The sequence below is a fragment of the Flavobacterium sp. JP2137 genome, assembly GCF_050562195.1.
Taxonomy (GTDB): Bacteria; Bacteroidota; Bacteroidia; order Flavobacteriales; family Flavobacteriaceae; genus Flavobacterium.
The window spans coordinates 407,781-424,202 of record NZ_CP191647.1; the positions used below are offsets into that span (position 1 = coordinate 407,781).

Annotated in this window: 22 protein-coding genes; 2 read left to right on the forward strand and 20 right to left on the reverse strand. The window is 33.1% G+C overall.

Annotated features, from left to right (window positions below):
- Nucleotides 1-205: 205 nt before the first annotated feature.
- The 7 genes from ACQZ43_RS01770 to ACQZ43_RS01800 form a co-directional block, all read right to left on the reverse strand.
- On the reverse strand, nt 206-748 hold the full coding sequence (locus ACQZ43_RS01770; RefSeq protein ID WP_430614128.1) for a hypothetical protein: 543 nt from the start codon (nt 746-748) through the stop codon (nt 206-208).
- Complete coding sequence (locus tag ACQZ43_RS01775) at nt 749-1,720, reverse strand: RHS repeat-associated core domain-containing protein (protein WP_430614129.1); 972 nt, start codon at nt 1,718-1,720, stop codon at nt 749-751.
- A gap of 733 nt (nt 1,721-2,453) precedes the next feature.
- The gene (locus ACQZ43_RS01780; RefSeq protein WP_430614130.1) at nt 2,454-2,900 is read right to left on the reverse strand and encodes a hypothetical protein; all 447 of its coding nucleotides are present in this window, start codon (nt 2,898-2,900) and stop codon (nt 2,454-2,456) included.
- 1 nt (nt 2,901) lies between these two features.
- Complete coding sequence (locus ACQZ43_RS01785; RefSeq protein WP_430614131.1) at nt 2,902-3,663, reverse strand: RHS repeat-associated core domain-containing protein; 762 nt, start codon at nt 3,661-3,663, stop codon at nt 2,902-2,904.
- Between the two features lie 7 nt (nt 3,664-3,670).
- Nucleotides 3,671-4,264 carry a hypothetical protein gene (locus tag ACQZ43_RS01790; RefSeq protein WP_430614132.1) on the reverse strand — a complete coding sequence of 198 codons (594 nt, stop codon included), beginning with the start codon at nt 4,262-4,264 and terminating at the stop codon, nt 3,671-3,673.
- Between the two features lie 2 nt (nt 4,265-4,266).
- Entirely contained in the window at nt 4,267-5,121 is an 855-nt protein-coding gene (locus ACQZ43_RS01795; RefSeq protein ID WP_430614133.1) for an RHS repeat domain-containing protein, read from the reverse strand.
- Between the two features lie 517 nt (nt 5,122-5,638).
- Nucleotides 5,639-6,331, reverse strand: a complete 693-nt coding sequence (locus tag ACQZ43_RS01800; protein ID WP_430614134.1) for a hypothetical protein — start codon at nt 6,329-6,331, stop codon at nt 5,639-5,641.
- Between the two features lie 202 nt (nt 6,332-6,533).
- On the opposite strand from ACQZ43_RS01800, the gene ACQZ43_RS01805 reads away from it, so the two are divergent.
- The gene (locus ACQZ43_RS01805) at nt 6,534-6,809 is read left to right on the forward strand and encodes a helix-turn-helix domain-containing protein (RefSeq protein ID WP_430614135.1); all 276 of its coding nucleotides are present in this window, start codon (nt 6,534-6,536) and stop codon (nt 6,807-6,809) included.
- Between the two features lie 15 nt (nt 6,810-6,824).
- Here the strand turns inward: ACQZ43_RS01805 and ACQZ43_RS01810 are convergent, their stop codons facing one another.
- From ACQZ43_RS01810 to ACQZ43_RS01845, 8 genes are all read right to left on the reverse strand, one after another.
- Nucleotides 6,825-7,673, reverse strand: a complete 849-nt coding sequence (locus ACQZ43_RS01810; RefSeq protein ID WP_430614136.1) for a HEAT repeat domain-containing protein — start codon at nt 7,671-7,673, stop codon at nt 6,825-6,827.
- A gap of 128 nt (nt 7,674-7,801) precedes the next feature.
- A complete protein-coding gene (locus ACQZ43_RS01815; RefSeq protein ID WP_430613538.1) occupies nt 7,802-8,236 on the reverse strand; it encodes a hypothetical protein in 435 nt (144 codons plus the stop codon).
- A gap of 2 nt (nt 8,237-8,238) precedes the next feature.
- Nucleotides 8,239-9,276: an RHS repeat domain-containing protein gene (locus ACQZ43_RS01820; RefSeq protein WP_430614137.1), complete on the reverse strand. Its 1,038-nt coding sequence runs from the start codon at nt 9,274-9,276 to the stop codon at nt 8,239-8,241.
- A gap of 56 nt (nt 9,277-9,332) precedes the next feature.
- On the reverse strand, nt 9,333-9,686 hold the full coding sequence (locus ACQZ43_RS01825) for a hypothetical protein (RefSeq protein ID WP_430614139.1): 354 nt from the start codon (nt 9,684-9,686) through the stop codon (nt 9,333-9,335).
- A 248-nt stretch (nt 9,687-9,934) separates the two neighbouring features.
- Nucleotides 9,935-10,396 carry a hypothetical protein gene (locus tag ACQZ43_RS01830; protein ID WP_430614140.1) on the reverse strand — a complete coding sequence of 154 codons (462 nt, stop codon included), beginning with the start codon at nt 10,394-10,396 and terminating at the stop codon, nt 9,935-9,937.
- Nucleotides 10,397-11,239 (reverse strand): RHS repeat-associated core domain-containing protein, encoded by an 843-nt coding sequence (locus ACQZ43_RS01835; protein WP_430614141.1) that lies wholly within the window; start codon nt 11,237-11,239, stop codon nt 10,397-10,399. It lies immediately after the preceding gene.
- A gap of 178 nt (nt 11,240-11,417) precedes the next feature.
- On the reverse strand, nt 11,418-12,152 hold the full coding sequence (locus ACQZ43_RS01840) for a hypothetical protein (protein ID WP_430614142.1): 735 nt from the start codon (nt 12,150-12,152) through the stop codon (nt 11,418-11,420).
- Between the two features lie 100 nt (nt 12,153-12,252).
- The gene (locus ACQZ43_RS01845) at nt 12,253-12,801 is read right to left on the reverse strand and encodes a hypothetical protein (protein ID WP_430614143.1); all 549 of its coding nucleotides are present in this window, start codon (nt 12,799-12,801) and stop codon (nt 12,253-12,255) included.
- Nucleotides 12,802-13,063: 262 nt separating this feature from the next.
- Between ACQZ43_RS01845 and ACQZ43_RS01850 the strand changes: the two genes are divergently transcribed.
- Complete coding sequence (locus ACQZ43_RS01850; RefSeq protein ID WP_430614144.1) at nt 13,064-13,195, forward strand: hypothetical protein; 132 nt, start codon at nt 13,064-13,066, stop codon at nt 13,193-13,195.
- 171 nt (nt 13,196-13,366) lie between these two features.
- On the opposite strand, the gene ACQZ43_RS01855 is transcribed toward ACQZ43_RS01850, so the two are convergent.
- From ACQZ43_RS01855 to ACQZ43_RS01875, 5 genes are all read right to left on the reverse strand, one after another.
- Nucleotides 13,367-13,693, reverse strand: coding sequence for a hypothetical protein (locus ACQZ43_RS01855; RefSeq protein WP_430614145.1), 327 nt, complete (start codon nt 13,691-13,693; stop codon nt 13,367-13,369).
- Between the two features lie 4 nt (nt 13,694-13,697).
- The gene (locus ACQZ43_RS01860; protein WP_430614146.1) at nt 13,698-13,931 is read right to left on the reverse strand and encodes a hypothetical protein; all 234 of its coding nucleotides are present in this window, start codon (nt 13,929-13,931) and stop codon (nt 13,698-13,700) included.
- Between the two features lie 3 nt (nt 13,932-13,934).
- Nucleotides 13,935-14,405 (reverse strand): hypothetical protein, encoded by a 471-nt coding sequence (locus tag ACQZ43_RS01865; RefSeq protein WP_430614147.1) that lies wholly within the window; start codon nt 14,403-14,405, stop codon nt 13,935-13,937.
- A 453-nt stretch (nt 14,406-14,858) separates the two neighbouring features.
- Nucleotides 14,859-15,401 (reverse strand): hypothetical protein, encoded by a 543-nt coding sequence (locus ACQZ43_RS01870; RefSeq protein WP_430614128.1) that lies wholly within the window; start codon nt 15,399-15,401, stop codon nt 14,859-14,861.
- Entirely contained in the window at nt 15,402-16,373 is a 972-nt protein-coding gene (locus ACQZ43_RS01875; RefSeq protein WP_430614148.1) for an RHS repeat-associated core domain-containing protein, read from the reverse strand.
- Nucleotides 16,374-16,422 lie beyond the last annotated feature (49 nt).

Genomic DNA, 16,422 nt, shown 5'->3' on the forward strand with positions numbered 1-16,422 from the left:
ATCAAAAAACAACCGTAAAAGACTTACTCGAAGCTTTTATATTTAAAACCAATCTCAAAAAAAACTTTCTATATAAACAAAAAATCCCAACTTACGGTTGGGATTTTTTGTTTATTCACACCACACGAAAGGATTGAGTTCGTCGAATTACATTTCGTGCTCTAGCGGGGATAGCTGAAATCTAACTTTTGCTCAATTTTCATAATTAATATACATCTAACATACTTTTGTCACGTAAATAAAATGAAAACAAAGTTTTTTTACTTAATGGAACGGCAGTACTATCTTTGTTTTCAAAGTACAGATATAATTTGACATCTTTAATAATATATTTTGTGATTCGTATTTTTTCATTTGTATAAACCTCCTCCATAGAGTTAATAATAGAATCTAATTTAGTTCCTTCCATCTCATCTTGACTAAAACAAATAAAAACTGTATCTTCTTCAGAGACTGTCGGCGGAAACATTGATACATATTCATAGCTGTTTTTACCATGAAATAATCTAAACCTAATATTTTCAAACTGATTTTTTATACTCGATTGATCTATTTTAACAGTGAAACAAATGCTATTCTTATCTTTTCTGTTTTTATTTAAATAGAACATAGTAACATCTTGAACATACAACAGTTCTGAATAATCATTTTTTAATGGCAAGCTATCAACTTTAAAAAAGAATTCTTCTCCAGTTTTACTTCCACACGAAATAAAAAAAAACATAGACAATAACACTAAATTTTTCATCTATTTTGAATTTAAATCGTAATAATATTCCATTGCTCTTTTATAATTATTTGTAGTATTATTCCAAGAAGGCAATTGCCTTTGATACTGAATCGCACGTTGTTCTAGATTTTGTTTATCAAGAAAATTTGATTTTATCAATTCCCCGTAATTAAATCCATAATTAACTTTACTTCTAACACCTAAATCATCTAAAAAATGCCTATACTCGTGCCCTATAGTGTTTTGCATATTACACTTATTATTTAACATAAAATCAAACTTTCCATCAATAAGCATAAATTTTTCCGAAATATCAACTTTATCGGAACTAAACAAACCTCCGCTATTAAATTGTAAACGAACCCACATCTGGGTGCCTTTTGAAAACCCAGCCTTTTCTGCGTTTCTTGTATTTTTAAAATATGAAGGTTCTAATTCAAAACTCCCTCCATTTACACTTGACAAACTGTAATCTGATGAATAATAAGACACTATATCCTTTGCTGCATCCATTCTTTTTGTAAAATCAAACTCAGATAATAATTTATAATCCTTATCTCCTTCGTTCCTAACAAGGATATCGTCTCCTACTGTATCGATTAAATAAGCTTTACCATTTTTAATCTCCCAGTGATCTTCTCCACCTTCCTTACTCATTCCCGTAGGGTCAGTGAACATAATAGGGTTGTTACCAGTATACAAATACGGCTCCATAGTCTGCTCCGCCAGCGGATCCACACTCAAGAAAACACTTGTTCTTGGGTTATAATACCGCGCACCGTAGTAGTAATAACCGGTTTGTTCGTCTAATTCTTTGGCATTAAATTTATATATATTATCAAAGTTACTGTTGTTATGCTCCACCATCATTTCGCCGAAAGGCAAATATTCATAATAATGCGTCGGCATCCCATTGACGTCTGTAAGATAAGAAGAACTCCCTAAATGATTGAGCGTTTTTGTATTTAACAGAAGACTCGCCCCCAGCATGCTTGTATTTATCCGTAGCACACGAAGGGACTGCTCCGTCGAATTTCATTTCGTGCGGCAGCGGGGGGATCGTAATAACGCGCACCGTAATAATACATTCCCATTTCTTTGTCAAGTTCTTTCGAAGTAAACAAATACGAGGTATGGAAATACAAAAACTCCCAATATGATCGAGAGTTTTTGTACTTGAAATAAACTACACGAGAGGACTCGCGCAGTAGCGTTAGTTAAATACTTCCTTTCGTAGCACACCAAAGGATTAACTTCATCGAATCTTCGATTTCGTGCGGTAGCGGGGTTACCTTTAAACCCATAGGATATAAAAGCACTTACCAAATTACAGTAGTAAAACAAATTACACTTTACTACCACTTAAACCAAAACAACGATATTGAACTTTTACGCTTTTTTAATACACATCAAAAACCCCGATAAACTTAATTTAATAAAAACACAAAAACGCCAAACTAGATAGCCTGGCGTTTCTTTTACTATATAAAAGCCCTGAAATTTGCAGGGCTTTACTTTTTTTATTACAGCACGAGCAAGATGCTCGCGCCAACGTGGGAATATTATTATCTAAGTATATATCTAAAAAAGGTTACTAAAAAAAGTAAAACTCCAACAATCAAAAATAAATTCCTTCTATCGTTAGTTTGCTTCTTATTAAAATACTGTTTTATAAAAAACCCAGAAAGTACAATAGGTACTAAATATTCGATAAATCCCATATTTAAAACATCTCTTTAATATTTAACTCCTTTAATCTTAACAAGATTTTATTTTCATCTTCTTCCATAAATGAAACCAAATCTCCTTTCGTGTTTACTAAAATTTCTCTATTATCTATAATTAAGATTAATTCATAAAATTTATTTGGATAAGATATTCGTTCTTTATACTTAAAAGCTAAATTCTTGATATTAAACTTTTCATACACTACTTTAAATAAAAACCGCTTTTTTATAATAATTTCTTCTTCATTTACAATTAGAACCTCATACACCTTTCCAAAAAAGGGCGGAATCAAATACCATAAAAGAATAAAAGACACCAAGTAGCTAACAACTCTGAAATTTAGAATATTTAAATAATCGAACACTACAAACAATATTATAACAAAAAAGCAAAAAAATAAAAAAGACTTATTTATTACAGCCTTGTAGCTTTCTATATTCATTCTATTTGTTTTCAACGTTAATTAAATCATTGACTGCTTTTCCAGTATCATATAATTCATAACTATTCTTAATCATCTGATTTTGATTCTTAATGTTCTTTACATTCTCTTTAACTGCATTAATTACTCCTCCACTATTTCCCAATTGCGTTGACAGCAAACTAGCACCTGCATCAATAACCTCTGGATTAGAGAAATTTATTTCTCTTGCTATTAGTCCAGGAATACTCCCAGAAGCTTGCAGATTTGTATTATTTCCTTCTTGAAATGTATCCACTATCTGTGCACCTCCTAATACAATTTGTCCAATTGATAAATTTAACGCAACAGCTCCTCCAAGAGGGGCACCAATTCCTTCTGTCCCTACTACATAAACAGAGGCACCTACAGCTCCTAAAATTCCACTCGCAATATTCAGTCCGCCATTAACATAAGGATTTACTTCTACATTTAAGTCTCCAATATTGGCCGTATGATGACACTCAATACATGGTATTGTAACAAAATTCGGTTGAATTGGACCTACAATAACTTCAAGTTTTTCATATTTATTTCGACCTCTAATCACCGATTTAAATGAGTCCCAAGCATCCCTAATCCATCCCTCTCCTTCCATTCCTGTTGGGTCAACAAAATTAATTGGATTATTATAAGTATATGCGTAAGAATTCCAATTCGGATACTTCTCCGCCAACGGGTCTACGTTCAAAAATATACTAGCCCCCGGATTATAGCAACGCGCACCATAGTCGTATAGCGTCATAGTATTTTTATTCTTCGTGCACTAGCAGGGGTGTAGCATCCTGGTTCTTATCCAAAAACAATGCAACCTTTTTTACAATACTTATCTTTTTTTCATAATCAATCTCTAAAGAAATATCATAAAGACAATGTCCTAAATCGATTTGCACATATTTTATCTCAATACCATCTAATAGCCTATAAAATTCCATACTAACATAAAACCCATCTCCTAATTCTATTTCCGAGATTGACTCCGGGTCTTTTGTTAAGTCATTAATATAATACTCATTATACCAACTCATATCATACCCAAAACAATTAACAAATTCTTTGTATCCATTTTCCAAATCTATCATTAATGGAGAATATGCATAATTATTGTAAAAAGTTTTAAAAAAATCATCAATACTTTTTTTACTTAACATTGACAATTTCTTTTTACTCCCTACTCCATTCATCATCATTATATCTCCATTTGCTTTTGAAGAAACCGTAACCACAACCAAATACTTAAGAGCATTTCCAACTTCCTTCTTAGCATTAATTTTATAATATGAGTTACATCCTGAAAAATAACACATAAAAAATGACAGTACTAAAGCATAGCAAATTCTTATCATAACTATTCGACTTTAGGTAAAAAACTACCATTCCCTAATTGGTTCGCTTCTTTTCGAGTCATCCTCTCAGGAGGATATTCCATTAAACCTCCTGTATTTCCTGTTCGTATATTGTCATCTAATCCCAAAGTATGTCCTACTTCATGAATTCTATTAATGCTATTATCATGTTTTGAATTCATCATTATTGATTTTTTCCTTTCTGTAACACCGCCTGTTTCTAACATAGTACCTTCTTGATTTATCCTAACTTTAAACACATTTCTATGAGAATCCTCATTTCCTCTCTCCAAACTATTACCAATACTGTACCCTTCAAATTGCTCTGCATTTGCTTTTATTTTAGTTTGAAGCGAACTTCCACCGTCCTTGAAACTTAAATCAAATTTAATGCTGTATCCCGCATAATCTCCTTCCGTAACTGATAAATTTTGTTCATTAAACCAAGTATTTATCTGAATACTCATACTTTCAATCTGTGCCGGACTATATCCAGGTAATTGTCCACTTTGTGTAGCCCTAGCTTCTGTTTGAACATAATATACGGCCTTGATAGTAATAGTTCTATTTTGCCTATCAATTACGCGTATCCCATCCCGACCATCAGGATCAATATAATTAATAGGATCATTAAATGTATAGATGTAGGGAGAATAACTAGGATACTTCTCCGCTAACGGGTCTACGCTCAAGAAAACACTTGTTCTTGGGTTATAATACCGAGCACCGTAGTAATAATAACCGGTTTGTTCGTCTAATTCTTTGGCATTAAATTTATATATATTATCAAAGTTACTGTTGTTATGCTCCACCATCATTTCGCCGAAAGGCAAATATTCATAATAATGCGTCGGCATCCCTTCGAGATTTTTTGTTGTTAATGACCAGGCGAAAGAATTCGTGCCGTAGTGGGGAATATCACCTTCATTAAAAGAGTTTACTTAATTCATATACTAACACTTTATAACTCTTATACTTTAGAAGCCATAATTAGAGCGAAAACAAAAAAGACTGTTGAGAGCAAACTATACAAAGTATATATAAATACTTTATACTTAGGTTTTCTATTTAATAACAAATCTCTTTCTACATCATTTAATTTATAATAAAAATAGTATGAGTTAATAACAATTAATACTATCATCGGTGAAATAAAAAAGATATAATTCAACCTAATAGTTGAAAATAAAAAATGCATTATTAAAACCAATAAAGTGGTGCAATTGACAGCCTGAACAAACGTTGTATGTATGACAATGCTCAATGGGGTTTCATACTTTGCATTCCTCATTAATTGTTGATAATAAGCTGCAAAAAAATCTAACCAAAAACTTCTAATAACGCCAATAATTCCCATTTATAATTATTTTATTGTTAAGGTATAAGTTTGGACTCTGTCCAATTGTGCCTCCTTGATTTATAAGTAGGAGAATTTGTTCCAAAAACAGCTCTATTGTATAGCTCACTCTTTGGTAGTGTATTCTCAAACAAAGTATACGAAGCACTATATAAGAGTCCATATCCCCATCCTAATTTGGTTCCTATTTCTATTCCTAAAGCATTATTTCCAATAAAATGTGCTCCTGAAGCATAATTACCTTTATATATATTTATAGTTCCATCTGCATATCCTGCTAAATCCAATCCTTTTGACATTAGATTTAATCCTGTCTTCAAATTTTTTATACTCCGCATTGATTCTTGATATCCAGAGGCATATGTACCAACACCTGGTCCTTGATAATTCGAATTATTCATCCGCAGTAAATTTGAAGCATTTGAAGCATCTCCCATATTATAAAAAGACTGCTCCATATACTTACTACTTAATTCCCCCAATATACCTGCTGCTGCACCACCGCCCAACTGTCCTGCAGTTACCACATTAGCTAAATTAGAATTCCCATCTGTTGCATCAATAGAGATTCCTCCTAGAAAATCATTTCCACCACCACTATTGTCTCCCCAAATACCATCATTGTATGTCCAACTTCCTGTTTTATCTGTATGAACCGTCCCATTTGCAAAATTCCCTTCTGCGGGAGGGTCATAATTCTCCGCAATCATCCCGGTTGGGTCAATCAGATTGACAGAGTTGTTATGTACATAGTGGTATGGCGTCCATCCTGAGAACTGTTCCGCTAACGGGTCTACGTTGAACCACTTCTACTCCATTTTTGCCTCGCGCGTCACTTCCTATCTGCAAAAAATCTATTTCCTTCTCTATAAAAATAAACTTTTTTTTCAATTGAACAAAGAATACTGCAAGATGTCTTTGCAACTAAAATTGGAATACGTCACCACCGCATCCAAATACGAACGTGGGGAAGCAGTGCCGTCTATTGAGGCTGCCAAAAAGCTGGCTAAGATTTTAGATACTACGGTGGGCTACCTGTTGGGCGAAAACGAACAGGCCGACCTGTTTAAAGATCCCGCTATGTTAAAGAGGTTTCAGGATATTGCAACCCTCCCCGAAAAGGAAAAGGAATGCCTGCTCACTACCGTTGACCACTTTATCAAAGCAAGCAAAATTTCTTTGATGTAAATGCCGGGCTTGATGTTATGATACTTTCTTCAATGCTTTTAGAGCTTCCTTTCTTATTAAGGCTTTAGGGTGGTTGGTCAACATTGTTATTTTCTCCCTTGCCTTGCTTGATTTCATTCTGCCCAATGCTTCTAAAGCGTGGGGCGTTACTTCTTCATCATCAAGCAAATTAATTAAAACATTTTCTGCTTTTTCAGACTTCACTTTCCCTAAAGCGGCAACAAACATCTGCCTTGACATTCCATTTGTTTTGTCTTGGACTATCGGCAATATACTTTCAACGTCATTTTCTGTAATCGTTGTGTAGATTGTGTTTCCAATTGCCCAACGCAAAAGCGTTTTATCTTTAGGTGTTCGGTTGTATTCTGCTATTAAAACAGGACTTGCTTTTCCGATTGCTTCCTTTACTGCTAATGCTCTTACAATGCCTTCTTTAATACCAATATGTTCTATTCCTTCTTGTAATAAATTAAGTAAAACAGGTATTGCGGTTGTATATGGCTTATCAGTATTTACTAAATCATAAATATCATTTACACTAATCCCAGCCTTTGCCAATTCGGATTTTATTTTGTTCGCTTCTACTACTTGGTTCAAAACCCTGTCGGGACTGGGAATTTTAAGCTTTGGCGATTGGGAAAAGTTAGGTTTAAAGTTACTTGACAAATCTTCTGCACAGTCACCACCACAAAAGAATACAGACCAATAACTATAGAGTAAATCTCTCCAATTATATTTACTCTGGGCTCCCAATTTGGGCAGGGTTTCATTAAGAGTCTTTCCAATCTCTTTATTATCGAGTTCTGCAATAACAAAATTCAAGCCGCCAAAGGCCGAAATCCCATTGGAATTCAATATCTTCATATCTGCTTATTAAGTATCACCAATTTAGGTGATTACAATAAGAGCACAAAGAATTGAATATTAAATATTTACCTTTTTTATTAACAGTCAGTTGCGGATTTATGGAAGGATTCGTGCGGTAGCTGGGGTTATTTGTTAGAATACACTGAATTATCTAAAATATAAATACTTAAATATTTTAAATCAGATTTTAGCTTATCAGTTCCATTATCACTGTATAAGAATATTGAATCATTCTCATCTTTTTTATTCATATAATCTTCTAATATACAATCTCCGTTGTTAATTATTTTCATTTTTGAATCCGTATTAACAATCAATTTTCTATTATACCATATTAAAGTTATACCACCTGTATTAACTGTCTCAATGGCACAGCTTGATGGCTTAACAATACCATAATATTTATAAGGAATCACATAACATATTCCTCCAATTCTTTTCCAAACAGTTACTTCTTTACCGTCTTCAAGTTTATAGAAACTTCGACTTTGGTCAATCGCAAAGCAAATAAATAAAAAAAATAATATAACATAACCGGCTGATTTAATATACTTCTTCATAATTAATTCAATCCATTTCTTTGTCTATTTCTATATTGCATAGGATTCTTTTGTCCCCAAATTCTATATCCAGCTGTGTGTCCTACTTTTTGGGCATATTGAGATGGTTTTCCCTCTGTAGCAAAAGGGTTTAACTGTTGCCATTTTTGCAATCCACCAAACGCACTCCTTGTATCACTCCAATTCCACCCTTTAGAAGCAGCAAAATAACCAGCTCCAACGTTTCCAATATCTCTTGCAGAAGCAAAAATAGTTTTTCCACTATTACTTTCCGACATATTATCAACACCTTGGAATAACATTCCTCTATAATGATGTTTATTCCATTGGGTAGTAGGTAATTCATTTCTACCTCTTGCCTTAAAATCATAATGTTTACCGCCAGTTGCATTAGGCATATAATCTAATTGTGTCAAACTGGAATTATTTACAACTTCATTATTTAAAAAGTCAATTCCAGAAGTATCATAAGTATTAATCACAGCCCCTTTAACAGCTTTTCCTTCTTCTGTTAAAAAAGAATACTCTGTCAATGATTCTCCTATCTTTTCAGATTTTTTATTATAATGCCCTTTTGAATCAGCTAAATATATACTCTTATCTCCATCTGCTTTTCCACTTACCACTTCATATTTTCCCTCTCCGATTTTTCTTACTCCAATACTTTCTCCACCTTCCTTACTCATCCCCGTAGGGTCCGTAAAGTTAATCGGGTTGTTTCCTACATAGGAATAGGCTTCCATCGTTTGCTCCGCTAACGGGTCTACGCTCAAGAAAACACTTGTTCTTGGGTTATAATACCGAGCACCGTAGTAATAATAACCGGTTTGTTCGTCTAATTCTTTGGCACTAAATTTATATATACTATCAAAGTTACTGTTGTTATGCTCCACCATTATTTCGCCGAAAGGCAAATATTCATAATAATGCGTCGGCATCCCATTGACGTCTGTAAGATAAGAAGAACTGCCTAAATGATTGGGCGTTTTTGTATTTAATCGAGGACTCGCCCCCAGCATTCTTGTATTTATCCGTTCCACACAAAGGGATTAACTCTGTCGAATTTCATTTCGTGCGGTAGCGAGGATTCGTTTCTTTAAAATTTCTTAAAAAGATACGCTCTTTTTACGTCCTTTTTTATAAGAAAAAGCGTATCCGAATACGCAGGTTTAATGATAATATCACCCTTTTCTGCGGTATAATCAAATATATCGTTATCATTCAAAACTTTATTTGTATAAGGGTAAAAAACAAACTCTTGCCCGTCTTTTAAAGATATACCAGCACCGTGATTGACAATTCTGACAGCTTCTAGTGGCGAATTGATTTCAGCCGAATAAAACTTCAAAAAAAATTCTTTACCCCTTTCTATTGCTTTTTTTTGCATCCAAATACAAATTGGAACAAGAATTATTAAAACAAATAACCCTAATTTCGAATAGTGTTTCATTATTTCTTTTTATAAAAATCATATAAGATAAAAGTATTATTTAAAGACCAGACTCCATCCGACTCCGATATTTTATGATTCCTGAACCAACTAGTTTTAGTACCTCTTTCTTTTGCCCAATCCTTAGCTTCTGCTTTAGTTTCAAATCGGCCATCAGGGTCAATGAAATTAATTAGGATTATTAAAGCTATAACGGTACGGTGTCCAGTTTGGTGCACTCTCCGCCAGCGGGGAGCTTTTAGATTAAATCAATTTCCCTCCGAATTCCCCATTTTCTTAAGCTCATTTAAAAAATTATTTTCAAATTCTTTAATTTCTAATTTTTCTTCCTCCTTAGTAAAATCTCGTCCAAAAGCCTTCCATTTACCTGTCGGTTCTCTAATAGAAATTAAAGCCAATGTGGTAATAGAATTTGTTTTACTCCTTACCCAACAAAAATAAACCCTTTCTTTATTTGAGTCAAAAACATAGAAATAGTACCAATGACGATCTTCTCTCCGACCTTCTTTAGTTTGATAATCTTCTGGAACAACTAGACTAGAATCTACTTGCTTTAATTTATGAATACTCTCAATCAATGTTGATTCAGAAAGCTTAAATTCATATTTCTTCGAAAACACATAACTTCCTGGTTGTATATTAAATCCAATATATAATACGAATAAAATAACCAGAATAATTGGTATTAATATTAAAATATACTTTTTCATCTATTGATTTTTTGAAGGTTTATTGGAAACTCCCACATTCGAAATATCATACCAATACTTAATGTTCCTTAGTCCATTTTTAGAAAACAAAGCTCTTTGGTTTTTTGATGACGCTAGTAGCCCTAGACCAATTCCTAACGTTCCAGCATAAATTTTTGTTTTAGGATCTGGAGCTAAAACTGCAATAGCAAGCTCCTCTCTTACAAATCTCCAATCTGCTCCGATTGCCCTTGGATCTGTTAACAACCCTTTTAATCCTTCTATTCCAAGATTATCATATCTTCTATCGTGTCCAATCGCAGGAAACTCTGATAAATTAGAAGGTACATAAGAATAACTAAATGCCCCTTCATTCGTTCTTGGATTATTCCCTCCCGGATATGTAAGTCCCAATAGATTTTTCCCTACTGTAGATAAATCTGTTGAATTTTTAGCAGATATAAAAATCTCTCCCATTTGAGTCGTCGAATTTCGACTACCATCTCCATTCAAATTATCTCCTTTTAAATACTCGCTCGAATTAAAGGTCTGAAATGATAAATCCGAAAAACTACATTCTTCACATAAATAGGTAGAACCTTTAGGAGTACTACTTTGTCCTGTTGCATTTGTATCATTTGATATTGCACCTGTCACATTATCTTTTATCCACCCATCACTTTCCTCCGCAGACATCCCCGTCGGGTCAATGAGATTAATTGGATTGTTGTGAACATAATGGTATGGAGTCCATCCGGGGAACTGCTCCGCTAACGGATCCACACTCACAAATATACTCGTCTTCGGATCGTAATAACGCGCACCGTAATAATACATTCCCATTTCTTTGTCAAGTTCTTTCAAAGTAAACAAATACGAGGTATGGAAATACAAAAACTCCCAATAGCATCGAGAGTTTTTGTACTTGAAATAATCTACACGAGAAGACTCGCGCAGTAGCGTTAGTTAAATACTTCCTTTCGTAGCACACCAAAGGATTAACTTCATCGAATCTTCGATTTCGTGCGATAGCGAAGGTTTATCATCCTTCAACATCCAAAATGATATCAAAAAAAACCGGGCTCACAGTAAACATTCTATTTTTACTTACTCCTTTATTCAATAATAAATAATATCCTTGTACCGTATTACGTCCAAAACTTGTCGGAGTAATTCTTAAATTTATTAGATTATCAACAACAGGCATACTATCTCTGGAGTATTGATTATAATTACAAAAATCTCTAATACGATGTTTTTCTTTAAAAAGGTAAACTTGCAAACATTCTTCATATAATTTATGATCAAAAAACAATTTCATAGTTATATTTGTCGGTTTATTCAATTTATTTATTTCCGATTGAGACTCCATATTATAAAAATTTCCCTTTTCAAAATTTAAGGTGTTATTTACGTATTTTTTTACAGTGTTCTTATTTACATTTTCACAATACGTAATATAATTCACAATACTATCTAAGCTATTTTTATCAGAATTTTCGTAAAGCCAATCACCGACAGCAGTTTTTTTATAAAGCCATCCTCTTGAAACGTGATTTTTAGAATCATTTATAACGGAATAGATAGAATCAGAATTTGGTATATAAAACCACGTTATCAACTGTGACAAAGAATCGTCTTGCACAATCAATTTTTTACCGAATTTATATTTATTGTCTACATCATGAAATCCGGTTGGAAAGTCTAAATTTCCTTTACAAGATATGAGAATTTGTAAAACAATCATTATTATAAAAAAATTGTTATTTTTTAGCATCTTCATATATTTTTGCTGCATTGAAATCCATATATTTATCACGTAATGAATCTCTAAATTTACTTCCAGAAGCACTCCCAGTGTCTTTGAATCTATTTAATTAATCATTAGTCATGGGAACTTGAACTGAATCAGGATTAAGTCCATTGTATAAAATCACATATTTAACAAATTTCTTAATATTTGGATCTTCACCTAAAGCCACAGCACCAGAAGTTGCACTGGTCAAATTTTGCAAAATTTGTGCAAACTGAGATATGCTATTTAGTCCTTTTAAACTAGCTCCACCGGCTCCTATAAGTGAGCCATCAGAAACTCTAAAACTTATCGCATTCACATTCTGACCGCGCATAGATTTCTCATCATCTCCGCCTGTTCTATTATATCCCCAAATCGTATAACGTTCGTATGGAGAATTATTAGCTGTACCATTTCCAAGAGTCGTAGTATGATGACAACTCACGCAATCTGATATCCCTCCTCCTGATGATTCCGTAGAACCATCAGCATTATAAACAGTGCCTTCTAATTCGAATGCTGTTCCGTAATAATGTCCTTCAGGAGTATTTGTGCCATCATACTTAGGGTCGTATGTAGCCTCCGTCGTATTGTCCTTGACAATCCACCCATCACTTTCCTGCGCACTCATCCCCGTTGGGTCAATCAAATTAATTGGATTGTTGTGTACATAATGGTAGGGTGTCCATCCTGGAAACTGCTCCGCTAACGGATCCACATTGAATCACTTCTACTTTATCTTTGCCTCGCGCGTCACTTCATTGCTACCATAAAAATAAACTTTTCAATCATAAATACTAGTCTTATAACAGAAAAAAACTAACAGACAACAGGAATTCTTAAGTCTATTAATAAAAACACAAGACCTCACTGAAGGGCAAAAAACAACTGAAATGGTCGTTAAAATGGCGAGGGCTTTTGATGTAACCGTTGACTTTTTAATCGGAGAAGGTGAAAACGCTACTTACGACAAAGAAACAGTAGAACGTATCAACGATATCCATAAAAATGGACGACGAGACTAAAAATATTTTATTCAATGTCATTGATACCTACATCCAAAATTTTAAAACAAAAAAAGCATTTGCTAAGTAATAAATTAATTCTAGCTATTCGATAAAACAATAAACTCACTAATCTAATGACTAGCGGGTTTGTTTATTTAAATGTTCACATAATCAGGAATTATCTTTTAACTACTCTAAATTATATTTATTATAATACTCATAATTCCCTAATGTATTCTTTCTGTATGTTTTAAATTCATTAGTATTAGTTTTTTTAGATATAGAATCACCAACTTTTAGATCAATACTATCTAAAACTGTAATATTTATTGATAAACCATTTTCTAAATAATATTCTATGGTTCGTTTTTGCCAATCACTACTATCTATTACTTTTTCATTTATTTTACTCTCATAAAACTTTGTTCTATTATCCTTACCTATAAAATAAAAATATATAAAAATACCGATAAGTATCATTAAAGGATATAGTCGCCAGACGTTTTTAGTCTTCATATTATTAAAATTTAAAAATTTGAGTGACAATTGGAGTATATTGATAATTTCCTTGTATATTAATTACTGAAGCAGGACTACCTTGAATACCTAAACCAACTTGACCAGATATACTTATAAATCCCCCGCTTTTTCCAAAAGGATTACTTATATCTAATGGGGCATAAGAAGCTCCTATTGACGCATCTAAAAAAACACCTAATCCTCCTGAAGCACCAAAACTATGACCTTGTAGCATCCTTCAATCAATAGAGCCTGGATTTCCTGTATAAAAACCTTTTCCAAAAGTAATACCTGCATTTGCCTCAACTTCGTCACCAATAGCAGCATTTATTGTTGGTGTAAGATATAAGCCAGGTTCCTTACCTCTTGTTAAAAGAGTAAAATTAAGAGGTGTAGTACCTACACCTAAAAAAGCAGTAACATTAGATGATAAACCTATAGTATAACTATCTGATATCATATTTCGAACAAGTGGTGTATTCCAATTATCCTTAAACCAGTTTTTAAAGTGATTATACCCTGATTTTTCCTTATTCTTCTCCCAATCTGATGCAATCTTATCACTTGAAAAACCACTTTTCTTTGCACTAATAACAATTTCATCTAAAGTACTACTTATACCTTCAAAAGTAGATTCTAACAATGAGGGTTGCTTCTTTGGATTTCCTTCCCCAGATTGTTCCGCACTCATCCCTGTAGGGTCAATCATATTGATTGGATTGTTGTGTACATAGTGGTACGGCGTCCATCCTGGGAACTGCTCCGCTAACGGGTCTACGTTGAAGCACTTCTACTCCATTTTTGCCTCGCGCGTCACTTCATATCTGCAAAGAACCTATTTCCTTGGCTATAAAAATAAACTTTTCAATTATAAATACTAGTATTTTAATAGTAAAAAACATCATTAAAGAAAACGAACTATTAAACTTGTTCGTAAAAACACAAGACCTCTCTGAGAATCAAAAAACAACCGTAAAAGACTTACTCGAAGCTTTTATATTTAAAACCAATCTCAAAAAAACTTTCTATATAAACAAAAAATCCCAACCGTAAGTTGGGATTTTTTGTTTATTCACACCACACGAAAGGATTGAGTTCGTCGAATTACATTTCGTGCTCTAGCGGGGATAGCTGAAATCTATCTTTTGCTCAATTTTCATAATTAATATACATCTAACATACTTTTGTCACGTAAATAAAATGAAAACAAAGTTTTTTTACTTAATGGAACGGCAGTACTATCTTTGTTTTCAAAGTACAGATATAATTTGACATCTTTAATAATATATTTTGTGATTCGTATTTTTTCATTTGTATAAACCTCCTCCATAGAGTTAATAATAGAATCTAATTTAGTTCCTTCCATCTCATCTTGACTAAAACAAATAAAAACTGTATCTTCTTCAGAGACTGTCGGCGGAAACATTGATACATATTCATAGCTGTTTTTACCATGAAATAATCTAAACCTAATATTTTCAAACTGATTTTTTATACTCGATTGATCTATTTTAACAGTGAAACAAATGCTATTCTTATCTTTTCTGTTTTTATTTAAATAGAACATAGTAACATCTTGAACATACAACAGTTCTGAATAATCATTTTTTAATGGCAAGCTATCAACTTTAAAAAAGAATTCTTCTCCAGTTTTACTTCCACACGAAATAAAAAAAAACATAGACAATAACACTAAATTTTTCATCTATTTTGAATTTAAATCGTAATAATATTCCATTGCTCTTTTATAATTATTTGTAGTATTATTCCAAGAAGGCAATTGCCTTTGATACTGAATCGCACGTTGTTCTAGATTTTGTTTATCAAGAAAATTTGATTTTATCAATTCCCCGTAATTAAATCCATAATTAACTTTACTTCTAACACCTAAATCATCTAAAAAATGCCTATACTCGTGCCCTATAGTGTTTTGCATATTATACTTATTATTTAACATAAAATCAAACTTTCCATCAATAAGCATAAATTTTCCCGAAATATCAACTTTATCGGAACTAAACAAACCTCCGCTATTAAATTGTAAACGAACCCACATCTGGGTGCCTTTTGAAAACCCAGCCTTTTCTGCGTTTCTTGTATTTTTAAAATATGAAGGTTCTAATTCAAAACTCCCTCCATTTACACTTGACAAACTGTAATCTGATGAATAATAAGACACTATATCCTTTGCTGCATCCATTCTTTTTGTAAAATCAAACTCAGATAATAATTTATAATCCTTATCTCCTTCGTTCCTAACAAGGATATCGTCTCCTACTGTATCGATTAAATAAGCTTTACCATTTTTAATCTCCCAGTGATCTTCTCCACCTTCCTTACTCATTCCCGTAGGGTCAGTGAACATAATAGGGTTGTTACCAGTATACAAATACGGCTCCATAGTCTGCTCCGCCAGCGGATCCACACTCAAGAAAACACTTGTTCTTGGGTTATAATACCGCGCACCGTAGTAATAATAACCGGTTTGTTCGTCTAATTCTTTGGCATTAAATTTATATATATTATCAAAGTTACTGTTGTTATGCTCCACCATCATTTCGCCGAAAGGCAAATATTCATAATAATGCGTCGGCATCCCATTGACGTCTGTAAGATAAGAAGAACTCCCTAAATGATTGAGCGTTTTTGTATTTAACAGAAGACTCGCCCCCAGCATGCTTGTATTTATCCGTAGCACACGAAAGGATTGACTCCGTCGAATTTCA